Annotated in this window: 12 protein-coding genes and 1 pseudogene; 3 read left to right on the plus strand and 10 right to left on the minus strand. The window is 56.4% G+C overall.

What is annotated here, in order from left to right; genetic code table 11:
- Positions 1-9 precede the first annotated feature (9 nt).
- A complete protein-coding gene (locus KDX30_RS13085; RefSeq protein WP_231676168.1) occupies positions 10-153 on the plus strand; it encodes a hypothetical protein in 144 nt (47 codons plus the stop codon).
- Here KDX30_RS13085 and KDX30_RS13090 read toward each other — a convergent pair.
- The 10 genes and pseudogenes from KDX30_RS13090 to ffh all read right to left on the minus strand — a co-directional run.
- A pseudogene (locus KDX30_RS13090) lies at positions 137-2,416 on the minus strand (transporter substrate-binding domain-containing protein); the annotation flags it as partial. The gene KDX30_RS13085 and the pseudogene KDX30_RS13090 sit on opposite strands and share 17 nt — an antisense overlap.
- Positions 2,417-2,589: 173 nt before the next feature.
- A complete protein-coding gene (gene thrC, locus KDX30_RS13095; RefSeq protein ID WP_027902609.1) occupies positions 2,590-3,999 on the minus strand; it encodes a threonine synthase in 1,410 nt (469 codons plus the stop codon).
- Between the two features lie 106 nt (positions 4,000-4,105).
- On the minus strand, positions 4,106-5,410 hold the full coding sequence (locus KDX30_RS13100) for a homoserine dehydrogenase (RefSeq protein ID WP_231676170.1): 1,305 nt from the start codon (positions 5,408-5,410) through the stop codon (positions 4,106-4,108).
- Positions 5,411-5,513: 103 nt separating this feature from the next.
- The gene (locus tag KDX30_RS13105; RefSeq protein ID WP_027902607.1) at positions 5,514-6,254 is read right to left on the minus strand and encodes a DsbC family protein; all 741 of its coding nucleotides are present in this window, start codon (positions 6,252-6,254) and stop codon (positions 5,514-5,516) included.
- 150 nt (positions 6,255-6,404) lie between these two features.
- Positions 6,405-7,301, minus strand: coding sequence for a site-specific tyrosine recombinase XerD (gene xerD, locus KDX30_RS13110; protein ID WP_027902606.1), 897 nt, complete (start codon positions 7,299-7,301; stop codon positions 6,405-6,407).
- A gap of 111 nt (positions 7,302-7,412) precedes the next feature.
- Positions 7,413-7,763 (minus strand): 50S ribosomal protein L19, encoded by a 351-nt coding sequence (gene rplS, locus KDX30_RS13115; protein ID WP_027902605.1) that lies wholly within the window; start codon positions 7,761-7,763, stop codon positions 7,413-7,415.
- Between the two features lie 42 nt (positions 7,764-7,805).
- Positions 7,806-8,558 (minus strand): tRNA (guanosine(37)-N1)-methyltransferase TrmD, encoded by a 753-nt coding sequence (gene trmD / locus KDX30_RS13120; protein WP_027902604.1) that lies wholly within the window; start codon positions 8,556-8,558, stop codon positions 7,806-7,808.
- Between the two features lie 3 nt (positions 8,559-8,561).
- Entirely contained in the window at positions 8,562-9,098 is a 537-nt protein-coding gene (rimM, locus tag KDX30_RS13125; protein WP_027902603.1) for a ribosome maturation factor RimM, read from the minus strand.
- A 5-nt stretch (positions 9,099-9,103) separates the two neighbouring features.
- Entirely contained in the window at positions 9,104-9,361 is a 258-nt protein-coding gene (gene rpsP / locus KDX30_RS13130; protein WP_027902602.1) for a 30S ribosomal protein S16, read from the minus strand.
- A gap of 248 nt (positions 9,362-9,609) precedes the next feature.
- A complete protein-coding gene (gene ffh, locus KDX30_RS13135; RefSeq protein WP_027902601.1) occupies positions 9,610-10,986 on the minus strand; it encodes a signal recognition particle protein in 1,377 nt (458 codons plus the stop codon).
- A gap of 210 nt (positions 10,987-11,196) precedes the next feature.
- On the opposite strand from ffh, the gene KDX30_RS13140 reads away from it, so the two are divergent.
- On the plus strand, positions 11,197-12,009 hold the full coding sequence (locus KDX30_RS13140) for a cytochrome C assembly family protein (protein WP_122707835.1): 813 nt from the start codon (positions 11,197-11,199) through the stop codon (positions 12,007-12,009).
- A 13-nt stretch (positions 12,010-12,022) separates the two neighbouring features.
- On the plus strand, positions 12,023-13,258 hold the full coding sequence (locus KDX30_RS13145) for an HlyC/CorC family transporter (protein WP_231676186.1): 1,236 nt from the start codon (positions 12,023-12,025) through the stop codon (positions 13,256-13,258).
- Positions 13,259-13,337 lie beyond the last annotated feature (79 nt).

The following is a 13,337-nucleotide window of genomic DNA, read 5'->3' on the forward strand; positions in this document are numbered from 1 at the left end:
TGCTTATCAATGACCATCGGCATCGATGGAAAGTTTCGATGGTTTAACGATGTCACCGTTCGAGCATGCCTGCCGAACATGACAGAGAAAAAACCATCGACCGGTACTAAGCACAATATCGAGAGATTGCGCATCACGCCGCCTCGTCGCTAACGTCGATCATTTCGAGAACCGAACGGGCTGAAACAAGGGCCACTTCCACAGAGCTGGACGGCGTCTGCCCCTTATGCAGAGCCTCCTTAAGTTCCAATTCCAAAAAGCCGACAATCACTTCCAGATTTCTGCGCATTTCATGACCGACATCCTTCATGAAAAGTTTTTTGGCGTCATTGACTGCGTTCGCTTGCTCCTTGGCTTCACACAGTTGAGTTTCCAGTCGCTTGCGCTCGCTGATGTCGATCCAGCCACCCAGCAATCCCTGAACCTCGCCATCGGCACGATAGAAAGGCACCGTCCAGTGCAAGGCATCAATCTGCTTGTCTCCCAGAAGCATGGTGCGGTCAGCGAAAATGGGCTGACGCGTTTCCAGCAGCTTGATGTAATCCCCGTGCAATTGCTCCGCGGTTTCTCTAGGTATCAGCTCCACGTCAATCAAGCGCCGACCATTCATCTGCTCGAAGCTGATTCCCAGATTCTCTTCATAACTTCGATTGCAGGAAATCAATCGCCCTTTCAGGTCCCTGACGTAGACCGGGTTGGGTATTCCGTCAAACAGCGCGTGCTTGAAGACCAACTGGTCGTTGAGCGCCGCTTCGGCCTGGAGACGCTGAAATATCTGAACCTTGAGACGGCTACTCCAGATCAGCGAAACCAGCCCCAGCGCCAGCGCGACACTTAGCCCCCAATACACCCAGCCGGGAATCCGGCTCAACAGACTGGTCTGCTGCACAGCAGACGACATCCACCTTGTGCGGATGGCACGCATCTCGCTGACCGGAAACTCTTCCAGCGCCTTATTGATGATATTAAGCAGTTCTGGTTGAGACTTGATGACAGTCATTCGGTCAGAGGACCACCATCCCTCCACACTGCGACCAACTTTCAGCACGCCTCGCGGATCCAGATAAGCCCCGGCCTCGTTCTGAATCGTCGCCACAGCATCCCCGGAGGCGACCAGTTGGCGAGCTTCTTCATAGTTGGCTGTAAGGATTAAATTTATACGTGGATGCTCGCGCCTTATGATGCCTTCCAGAGCATGCCTGGCAGGCAACGCCAGAGTGCGCCCGGCCAGGTCTCGCAGTGAATGCAGAGAAGCCTCTCCTGCACGCAACACGAATACCCAGCTATTACCGCCAAATGAATAGCTGAAATCGAGCATCTCCCGACGCTCTGCATTCTCTGCAAGCGTCGTGTTCATCTGGGCCTGACCGCTACGCAGGAGGTTGAACGTCTGCTCAATGCTCAAGGCCTCTTCATGCTTGAACCGCAGACCGGTGATGCGCGAAATTCGATTCAATATGTCGACATTGAGCCCGACCCAATTCCCATCCCCATCACGATAGATGTACGGTGGGTGCTGCTGAGAAGCAACTGTGACCACCGGGTGCCTGCTGATCCAGCGTCTTTCTGCACGACTTAGCGCGATTCGCTGAGTGCTGGCGTCAGCGCCCAGCCCCAGAGTCCAGCGTCCCAGTATCTCCCGGGTAATCGCGGACCCCAGGCTGGCCAGCGCAGTGTCGATCAGAGACAGTAACTGCGTCTGGTCCGAACGCACGGCAAATGAAAAGCTGTCCTGAGGCAAAAGACTGTCAAACAGAACCTGTAATCCAAGATAAGGACGCAGCGCCATGTAGGAGCGGACGATGACGTCATTGCCAATGAAGACATCTGCTTCTCCGTGGCTCACAGCCTCCATGGCACTGAAGAGGCTGGGGGCAATAATGATTTCGCTCTCAGGGTAGGCGATCTGCACCGCCAGGAGATCCATGTAGCCCTCAAGAACCACAACCTTGTTTCCCTTGAGCGACTCCTCCAGACCTCGCCCGTTACCGCGTCCGACGACTACCGAACGATCAGGCATATAGCCCATCGACAACCGAAGGTCGCCAAAAACGCGCTCAAAATCATTGGCAGTGGCAATAATGTCGATGGTGCCATCCCGCAGCGCGTTGATTGCCCCTTCAGGCCTGGGAAAACCGCGCACCTGCATTCTCACATTGAGCTTGCTGGCGATCAGACTCAAATAATCGGCAGTGATGCCCTGATACCGGTTGCGATCACTGGTGATATCCACAGGCTCATAATCGACGGTAACAACCCCGACGCGTAGCGCAGGTTGATCATCGAGCCATTCACGATCCGAGGCAGATAACTCCAGAGGCTCCAGAGCCACGAACGGCGCAACCAGGCTGAACGAAAGATTCCTCTCAGCATGGCTTGGCTGAACGAACAACACAGCCAGTAATAGTGACAGCACAACCAGTGTGCTTTTTATGGGAGCGAGGTTCTTGCCTTCGAAGAAGCTCCCTTTGCTTGCAATTTTCACAGCGACTAACTCATCCGTAAGTGTCTAAAACTCCCGAAGTGTGGCATGCAGAAATGAGAAGGCCCGCTGGGGGGCGGGCCTTAAGTTGTTACATGGATATACCGTTAGAGCGGTTTACCCCGGTTGCCGTGCTGACTAACGAAGGCCTGTATGGCTTTCAGGTCATTCGGCAAAACCGTGCAGCGTTCGTCCCGCTCGAACAAATCAGACAAATGTGCAGGTAGCTCGAGCGCTTTTCCTACACCCGCTTTCTCCACTGCTTCCGGGAATTTGACCGGATGCGCCGTCCCGAGGATCACCATCGGCGTATCCAGGCTGCGACGGCAGGCCCGAGCGGCCTTTACACCGATCGCAGTATGCGGGTCCAGCACCTCGCCAGTCTTTGCAAAAACATCCGCAATGGTCTCGCAGGTTTCAGCGTCGCTGACAGCCAGAGAGTCAAACAGCTTGCGGGTTTCGGTCCAGCGCTCTTCGTCGACGCTGAAACCACCGCCTTGTTTGAAGCTGTCCATCAAGCCTGCGAGCGTGGCACCGTTACGACCGTGCATATCGAACAGCAGACGCTCGAAGTTCGACGAGACCATGATGTCCATGGATGGCGACAAAGTCGCGTGCAAGGTCTCTTTTACATACTGATTGCCGCTCATGAAACGGTGCAGAATGTCGTTGCGGTTGGTGGCGACGATCAGCTGATTGATCGGCAGCCCCATATTGCGCGCCAGGTAACCCGCGAAAATATCGCCGAAGTTGCCGGTAGGTACCGAGAACGACACAGAACGCGCCGGGCCACCCAACTGCAGCGAGGCGTGAAAGTAGTAGACGATCTGAGCCATGATCCGCGCCCAGTTGATCGAGTTAACGGCTACCAGGCGCGTGCCCTTGAGGAAACTCTGGTCAGCAAAGCTGTTCTTGACCATTTCCTGGCAATCATCGAAATTGCCTTCCACAGCGATGTTGTGAATGTTGTCGCCGAAGATAGTCGTCATCTGCCGACGCTGTACATCCGATACCCGGTTGTGCGGGTGCAGGATGAAGATATCGACGTTATCGCACTTGCGGCAGCCTTCAATGGCTGCCGAACCGGTGTCGCCGGAGGTTGCACCGATGATCACTACACGCTCGCCACGCTTGGCCAGCACGTAATCCAGCAGACGACCCAGCAATTGCAGTGCGAAGTCCTTGAAGGCCAGCGTCGGCCCGTGGAACAGTTCCAGCACCCACTCATTGCCATTCAACTGACGCAATGGCGCAACCGAGCTGTGGGCAAATACGGCGTAGGTTTCTTCAAGGATCTTTTTGAAGTCCGCATCCGGAATGCTGCCGGTCACGAACGGGCGCATCACCCGGAAGGCCAGTTCGTGATAAGGCAGCCCAGCCCAGGAAGCGATTTCTTCCTGGGTAAAGCGAGGCAGGTTTTCCGGCACATACAAGCCGCCGTCGCTGGCCAGACCAGTCAGCAATACGTCTTCGAAATTCAGGGCCGGCGCCTGGCCGCGAGTACTGATGTAGCGCATAAGATTTCAAACCTTCGGTTTGAGCTTCAAGTTTCAAGCTGCAAGCTGCAAGTCAAAAGCAGTCCGCCCTCACTTGCCGCTTGTAGCTTGTAGCTTGCCGCTGTGTTTAATTGAGATGTTCGACGCGGATCCGGACTACCGGGCCAACCACGTCCTGCACCGCTTCCAGGGCCTCAATGGCGTCATTCATGCGCTGTTCCACCACACGATGGGTCAACAGAATCATCGGCACCAGGCCGTCATGTTCTTCGACTTCCTTCTGCATGATCGACTCAATGTTAATCCCGCGCTCCGACAGAATGCTTGCCACCTGAGCCAGCACGCCCGGATGATCCTTGGCCTGGATGCGCAGGTAATACGCGCTTTCGCAGGCTTCGATCGGCAGAATCGGATGAGCAGACAGCGAGTCGGGCTGGAATGCCAGATGCGGTACGCGATTTTCCGGATCGGACGTCATCGCACGCACCACATCGACCAGATCGGCAACCACCGACGAAGCGGTAGGCTCCATGCCAGCACCCGCGCCGTAGAACAGCGTCGAGCCTGCAGCGTCGCCATTGACCATGACTGCGTTCATCACGCCGTTGACGTTGGCGATCAGTCGATCAGCAGGAATCAGCGTCGGGTGTACCCGCAGTTCGATACCGGCAGCTGTACTGCGCGCGACGCCCAGATGTTTGATGCGATAACCCAGCGCTTCGGCGTAATTCACGTCAGCAGTGGTCAGTCTGGTGATGCCTTCGGTGTAGGCCTTGTCGAACTGCAGCGGGATACCAAAGGCAATGGACGCCAGAATGGTCAGCTTGTGTGCAGCATCAATACCTTCGACATCGAACGTCGGATCGGCTTCGGCATAACCCAGAGCCTGAGCCTCAGCCAGAACGTCAGGGAAGGTACGGCCTTTCTCGCGCATTTCGGTCAGGATGAAGTTACCTGTGCCGTTGATGATCCCGGCAACCCAGTTGATGCGGTTGGCCGACAGACCTTCACGAATTGCCTTGATGACCGGGATACCGCCGGCAACCGCAGCTTCAAACGCTACGATCACGCCCTTCTCACGCGCCTTGGCGAAAATTTCGTTACCGTGCACGGCAATCAGCGCTTTGTTGGCAGTGACTACATGCTTGCCGTTTTCAATGGCCTTGAGAACCAGATCGCGGGCTACGGTATAGCCGCCGATCAGCTCAATGACGATATCGATTTCAGGGTTGGTTGCCACCGCGAAGACGTCGCTGGTGGTCGGTGTACCGGTAATCTGGCAGTTGGGGTTTGGCGTACGCATGGCAATTTGTGCCACTTCGATTCCACGACCCGCGCGGCGGGCAATTTCCTCGGCGTTACGCTTAAGTACGTTGAAGGTACCGCCACCGACGGTACCTAGCCCACAGATGCCTACTTTGACCGGATTCACTATGAACTCCCCGTAAAAACGGCCGGCTTGGAACCGACCGTGGAAAACAGCCGTGCATCACACACGGCTCTCTATTTACTCAACGGTCATGGGACGCGCTGACTTATTTGGCGCCGAGCGCCAGTTTGGCCACTTGTGCAGCGGGTTGGTAACCCGGAATCAACTGGCCGTCAGCCAAAACGATGGCCGGTGTGCCGTTCACACCGATCGATTGGCCCACTTCAAATTGTTTGGTGACAGGGTTGGCGCACTTGGGCGCCTCGATGTTCTTGCCATCGACCATGCGATCCATGGCAGCCTTGCGATCCTTGGAACACCAGACAGCCTGCAGTTGTTCGTCGCCCGGCGAGCCCAGCCCCTGGCGTGGGAAAGCGACGTAACGAACTTCGATGCCCATTTTGTTCAACTGCGGCACTTCGGCATGCAGCTTGTGGCAATACGGGCAAGTGGTGTCGGTGAACACAGTGATATGCGATTTGGTTTCGCCAATGGCCGGGTACACCACCATCTCGGCGGTCGGAATACCATTGATGGTCTTGGCGATAGCCAGACGTTCGGTCTTTTCGGTCAGGTTGACCGGCTTGCCATCCTGGATCTGAAACAGATAGCCCTGCATCACGAACTGGCCATCAGCGCTGGCATACAGCACGCGGCCGCCCTTGAGTTTGACTTCGTACAGACCGCTTAACGGGCTGGCACCGATGCTTTCAACCGGCAGCTCGAGCTTTAGCGATTCAAGGGTCTTGCGAATGGCTTGATCGGCGGGAGCATCCGCCTGGGCAAACATACTGAACGTACTGGCCAACGCAACGGCTGCGGCGGCGATAATCGTGGTCACGCGCATGAAAACTCCTCGGGCGGTGGGCAGACTGGCTTGGGCAAAAAAAGCGCCCGTCAGCTTCAATCTGCGAAACCGGCAAAGACTACCACATAAGGGCCGTAAACCTTACCCGGACCGACACAGACGGCCTGCAAAAGATACCGTCCTGACCTTTCAGCCGCGCGGGTGATGTTTGGCGTGCATGTCCTGCAATCGGGCACGGGCAACATGGGTATATATTTGTGTCGTGGACAGATCACTGTGTCCCAACAACATCTGCACCACGCGCAAGTCAGCGCCATGGTTGAGCAAGTGGGTTGCGAAAGCATGCCGCAATGTATGCGGCGACAGCGACTTGCTGATACCTGCAACCATGGCCTGATGTTTGATCCGGTGCCAAAAGGTCTGGCGGGTCATCTGCTCTCCCCGCTGACTGGGAAACAACACATCACTGGGACGCCCCGCCAGCAATTCATCGCGAGCCCCGCGCATGTAGCGTTCGATCCAGACAATGGCCTCTTCGCCCATGGGGACCAGACGCTCCTTGCTGCCCTTGCCCATCACCCTCAATACACCCTGACGGAGATTGACCTGCTCCAGGGTCAGACTGATCAGCTCGGTGACTCGCAAGCCACAGGCATAAAGCACTTCGAGCATGGCTTTATCCCGCTGGCCGATAGCTTCACTCAGGTCAGGTGCAGCCAGTAACGCGTCAACGTCTGCTTCCGACAGTGACTTGGGCAATGGCCTGCCAAGCTGAGGCATATCCACCTGCAGCGTGGGATCGACCTGAATCAGTTTCTCTCTCAGCAGGTAACGGTAGAAGCCACGTGCACCTGAAAGAAACCGTGCCGTGGAGCGAGGCTTGTAGGCCTTGTCCACTCGCCAGGCCAGATGATCAAGAATCGCCGAGCGTCCAACATTGATCAATTCCAGGCCTTGCTCCTGCAACCAGCCGTTGAACAGGGCAAGGTCACTGCGATAGGCATCACGCGTATTGTCCGAGAGCCCCTTCTCCAGCCAAAGGGCATCAAGAAACCGGTCGATCAGAGGGTCATCGATAGCAGACATGGGTATTCGCGCTTGAGCAGTGCTACATAAGTTACAGACTGAGGACAATAAAACCCCAGACGCAAAAAAGCAGCCCTTAGGCTGCTTTTTTCTTGCATCGAAAAACTGTACTCAGGACAGTTTTTCCTTGATGCGAGCTGCTTTACCGGACAGGTCACGCAGGTAGTACAGTTTGGCTTTGCGAACGTCACCGCGACGTTTCACAGCCAGGCTGTCGATTTGCGGGCTGTAGGTCTGGAAAGTACGCTCAACGCCAACACCGTTGGAGATTTTACGAACAGTGAAGGCACTGTTCACGCCACGGTTACGCTTGGCAATTACTACGCCTTCAAACGCCTGCAGACGAGCGCGGTCGCCTTCCTTCACTTTCACCTGCACGACAACAGTGTCGCCCGGGGCAAAGGTAGGGATCTCTTTGGTCATCTGCTCTGCTTCGAGTGCAAGGATGATTTTGTTAGTCATGCTGTGCTCCTAAGGTAAATCGTCTGATCTACCATCGATACGTTAACTATCGTCCCGTTCGCGGATGTATTCCGCGAGCAGCTTCTTCTCTTCTCCAGAAAGCGAGCGGCTTTCCAGAAGATCGGCGCGTCGTTCATAGGTCCGCCCGAGGGACTGCTGTAAACGCCAACGCCGGATGTGCGCGTGATTGCCACTTAGCAACACGTCGGGAACACGCTGATCCGCATACACCTCCGGTCGGGTGTAATGCGGGCAATCCAGCAGACCATCAGTGAAGGAATCTTCCTCCGCAGAGTCCGCATGCCCTAAAGCTCCAGGCAGCAGCCGCGTAACCGCATCGATCAGCACCATTGCCGGCAGCTCGCCGCCAGACAGTACATAGTCACCAATCGACCACTCTTCATCGACATGAGCATCAATAAAACGCTCGTCAATGCCTTCATAACGACCGGCGATGAGGATAATCGCTTCCCCCTGCGCCAGTTCGCGTACCGCAGACTGATTCAGTTGGCGGCCTTGTGGCGACAGGTAAATCACCTTCGCCGCATCCCCTGCCGCTTGCCTGGCCTGAACCAGAGCATCTTCAAGGGGCTTGATCTTCATCACCATGCCCGGACCACCGCCAAATGGGCGATCGTCAACAGTGTGATGTCGATCCGTGGTGTAGTCCCGCGGATTCCAACAAGTCAGCTGTAACAGCCCTTGTTTCACCGCACGGCTGGTAATGCCGTATTCGCTGATGGCGGAAAACATCTCGGGAAACAGACTGATCACTTCTATGCGCAGGCTAGCCATTGCTTAGAAGTCCGAATCCCATTCCACCTTCATCTCGCCAGCTTCCAGATCAACTGCCAACACGCATTGCTCCGTATAGGGCAACAAACGTTCGCGATCATCCAGGCTGCCAGCGCAGGGCTTGACCACCATTACATCGTTCGAGCCTGTCTCCAGCAGATGATCGATCTTCCCGAGCAATTGCCCTTGATGGTCGATAACCTTGAGACCCTCCAGCTGGTACCAGTAGTACTCGCCATCGGTGAGATCAGGGAACAGGTTGCGCGGCACACAGATTTCAAAACCGGCCAGAAGACGAGCTTCTTCACGGTCATCGAGACCTTTGAGCTTTGCGACCAGGAACTTGTTTTGCAAGCGTCCGCTGACCAGCTCTACCTGTTTAACGCTGCCTTCGCGCCGAAGCGTCCAGGTTTTGTAATCCAACAGGTTTCCAATCGGATCAGTAAAGGAAAAGACCTTCACTTCGCCGCGAACGCCATGTACCGAATAAATCTTGCCAATGACGATCAAGTCGTCGGCAATCGTAGGCGCCGCGTTCATATTGCTCAGGCCGCGACCTTGGTCTTGGCGTGTTCTTTCAGCAACTGGGCAACGCGCTCGGATGTTTGTGCACCCACGCTCAGCCAGTAGTTAACGCGCTCTTCGTTCACGGACAAACGAACTTCCTGACCACGGGCAACCGGGTTGAAGAAGCCAATTTGTTCCTTGTGCGAACCGTCGCGCGCATTGCGGCTATCGGTAACAGTCAGGTGGTAAAACGGGCGCTTTTTGGAGCCGCCCAGAGCAAGACGAATGGTTAGCATTGAACATCGTTCCTGTAGTCGGTGCTGCAAATCTAAGATGCACAGCGGGCATAGGTGCCCGAAAGGCCGCATATTCTAAGGAATATCCGGACTTTTGCAAATGTCTTTTTCTGACACATGCTCTTGTATCATCCAGATTTGCCAGGGAGCCGTCGCTTCCGACGGCTGGTGTAGACCCGCAAAGCGGGAATTTACGTAGGGGCGAGCCCCCATGTGGAATGCGCGCAGAGCTTCCTGCGCGCGATACATCACATTTTTGGCATGCCGCCGCCGGGCAACATTCCGCCCATGCCGCGCATCATTTTGGCCATTCCGCCTTTGGCGGAGAACTTCTTCATCATCTTCTGCATCTGCTTGTGCTGCTTGATCAGACGCCCGATGTCCTGCACCTGCGTGCCCGACCCCATCGCGATGCGGCGCTTGCGCGAACCACTGATCAGCTCGGGATCGCGACGCTCTGCAGGGGTCATCGAGTTGATGATGGCTTCCATCTGCTTGAACTGCTTCTCTGCCACGCCCTGGGCATTGCCCATTTGCGACAGGTTGACGCCGCCGATACTCGGCAGCTTGTCCATGAGCCCGCCAAGGCCGCCCATGTTTTTCATCTGTTGTAGCTGATCGCGGAAGTCTTCGAGATCGAAGCCCTTACCTTTCTTCAGCTTTTTGGCCAGTTTGTCGGCCTTGTCCTTGTCGAGGGTCTGTTCGGCCTGCTCGATCAGGCTGAGCACGTCGCCCATGCCCAGGATTCGCGACGCAATACGGTCCGGGTGGAACGGCTCGAGCGCATCGCTCTTCTCGCCCATACCGATGAACTTGATCGGCTTGCCGGTGATAGCACGCACGGACAACGCCGCACCGCCTCGGGCATCACCGTCGACTTTGGTCAGGATCACGCCAGTCAACGGCAGAGCATCACCGAACGCCTTGGCAGTGTTCGCAGCATCCTGACCGGTCATGGCGTCTACGACGAACAGCGTCTCGGCCGGTTTGACCGCAGCGTGCAGCGCCTGGATCTCGCCCATCATTTCCGCGTCGATGTGCAGGCGACCCGCGGTATCGAGAATGACGACGTCGATGAACTTGAGCTTCGCTTCCTTTATTGCCGCCTCAGCGATGTCTACCGGCTTCTGGCTGATGTCGGACGGGAAGAACGTAACGCCGATGTCGCCTGCCAGCGTTTCAAGCTGCTTGATGGCCGCCGGACGATAAACGTCGGCCGACACAACCATGACGGTCTTCTTCTTGCGCTCTTTGAGGAATTTGGCCAGCTTGCCTGCAGTAGTGGTCTTACCGGCACCCTGCAGACCTGCCATCAGAATCACGGCAGGCGGCGTGACATTAAGAGTCAGCTCTTCGTTGGCTGCCCCCATCATGTCTTCCAGCTCGGCCTGAACGATCTTCACAAAAGCCTGGCCCGGCGTCAGGCTGCGGGACACTTCGGTGCCGACAGCGCGCTCCTTGACCTTGTTGACGAAGTCTTTGACGACCGGCAAGGCAACGTCGGCCTCAAGCAAAGCCATACGCACTTCGCGCAAGGTGTCTTTGATGTTGTCCTCGGTCAGCTTGGCCTTGCCAGTTACATGGCGCAGCGTCTGCGAGAGACGGTCTGTCAGATTTTCAAACATGCGCGATCCTTTCAGGCTCTTGGCGAACCCCGGTTGATGCGGCCCGGCCCGTTATAAAATGGCGCTCGGCGAGCCTGCGGCTTGAGCAGGTCGCGGATTATAGCGAAGACTCTGCGGCACGGACACCATGGAGTCTGCATCTGTGGTCTTTCGTGAAATGACGGTTGTATGCCAAACTCAGCGTCTTTAGAGGCCCGTCCATCAGGATTTATGTTCCCTTTGCCACCCAGCCTGCTACCCAGCCTCGCCGCCGCCTGCCTTTATGCCGCTGCGACAATCTATCAAGGCATCCGCCTCAGCCAGGCGAAACGCGCCGACAAACGGCTGCTTTGCCTGCTCGGTACGCTGGCCGTTGTTGCTCATGCCTTCGGACTTTTCTCCCAGTTGATCCGCCCCATCGGACTTGGCCTGGACTTTTTCAGCGCCGCCAGCCTGATTGCCGTGGCGGTGATTGCCCTCACGCTGCTCGCGACCACGCGCATACCGGTTGAAAACCTGCTCGTGCTTTTATTCCCGCTGGGGATGGTTACCGTGTTGCTCGCGCAGTTCGCGCCAGTTGGCACCGTGCAACCCATCGTTGAAGAACCGGGCATCCTGAGTCACATCCTGCTGTCGATCCTCGCTTACGGGATGTTCACCATTGCCGTGGTGCAGGCATTGCTGCTGCTGGTGCAGGATCATCAACTCAAACACAAGCACCCTTCCGGGCTGATCAAGAATTTCCCGCCACTGCAAACCATGGAAAGCCTGCTGTTTGGTTTTCTCTGGGCCGGCTGGTCGCTGCTTTCGCTGTCTCTGATTTCAGGCTGGCTTTTCGTCGAGAACCTGTTCGCGCAGCATCTGGTGCACAAAACCCTGCTGGCCTGCCTGGCCTGGGTCGTGTTCAGCGTACTGCTGTGGGGTCGTAACCGTCTCGGCTGGCGTGGACACAAGGCTATCCGCTGGACCCTGGGCGGCTTCTGCCTGCTGATGCTGGCCTATTTCGGCAGCAAGCTGGTCCGCGAATTCATTCTGCACATCTGACGGTTCGCTGATTATGGATAATTTGCCAATCGCGCCGATGCTCGGTGTCGTGGTCCTGTTGATTCTCTGGGCAGCCCTGTTCACGGCCATTGAAACTGCCCACCATCACCTCAAAGTGCTGCGCAACGGCGACCGCCTGCCCACGTCCAGCTGGCCAGAGCTTAAATTCGAGCTGGGTAGCCTGATCCTCGCCAACACGCTTATCAAAGTGTTGATCACCGTAATCGTCACCTTACTGTCGGTGAACTACTGGTTTTACAACGGCCCGACACTGGCCTGGATCATTGTCACCAGCATCACGCTGATCTTCGCCGAACTCATCCCGCGCAGGTTGGCGGCGCGTCATCCGCAAGCCATCGTGCACATGGCCAACAGCTTGCTGCGTATTCCGATGATCATCCTCTGGCCGCTGGCCTGGCTGTTCAACTCCTTAGCCAGGACGCTGCTGCGCCCCTTCGGCACGCGCAACAAGCAGGCTATCGCAGGCGATGAGGATGGCGAGCGCCCGCACGCGCATCATGACGGCGTGAATGAGCACCATCCCGGCCGCTCGCCCGTGCTGTCAGGCATTCATGCACTGGACAGCATCACGGTCAATGACATTCTGGTACCACGCAGTGAAGTGGATGGCGTCAATCTCGACGACGGCATCGAACAGATCGTCGAGCGCCTGATCATTTCGCGCCACACCCGGCTGCCGGTCTACCACAACGACATCAATCAGGTTCAGGGCGTACTCAATACCCGGCAGATCAGTCATCTGCTGCCCAAGGGCGAATTGACCAAAGAACAGATCGTCGCCGCGTGCTATGAGCCGTACTTCGTTCCGGAGAGCACTCCGCTTCAGTTGCAACTGCTTAATTTCCACAAGCAACAGCGCCGCATGGGCGTCGTGGTCGATGAATACGGCGAGGTGCTGGGCATCGTCAGCCTCGAAGACATTCTTGAAGAAATCGTCGGCGAATTCGAAAACGAGCAAACCCTGAACAACCCGCACATTCATCCACAGGCCGACGGTCGTCTGGTGGTAGATGGGGCTGCGTCGATTCGCGATTTGAACAAGAGCCTGGGGTGGCATCTACCGTCCGATGGGCCCAAGACTCTTAATGGTCTGGTCACCGAAGCGCTGGAGACCATTCCGGAAAGCGCGGTTTGCCTGAAGATCGGGCCGTATCGTCTGGAAATTCTCGAAACCGAAGACAACCGTGTCGCACGGGTCATGATGTGGCAGAAACCCGCCGTTCGATAACGTAACAGGCGTTTTTGCCAGACGTCCTTGCCAGAAGCCTCTTGTTATACCGGCGACTCGATTCCTATAATCGGGCCGC

This window comes from Pseudomonas quasicaspiana, from assembly GCF_021147825.1.
GTDB lineage: Bacteria > Pseudomonadota > Gammaproteobacteria > Pseudomonadales > Pseudomonadaceae > Aquipseudomonas > Aquipseudomonas quasicaspiana.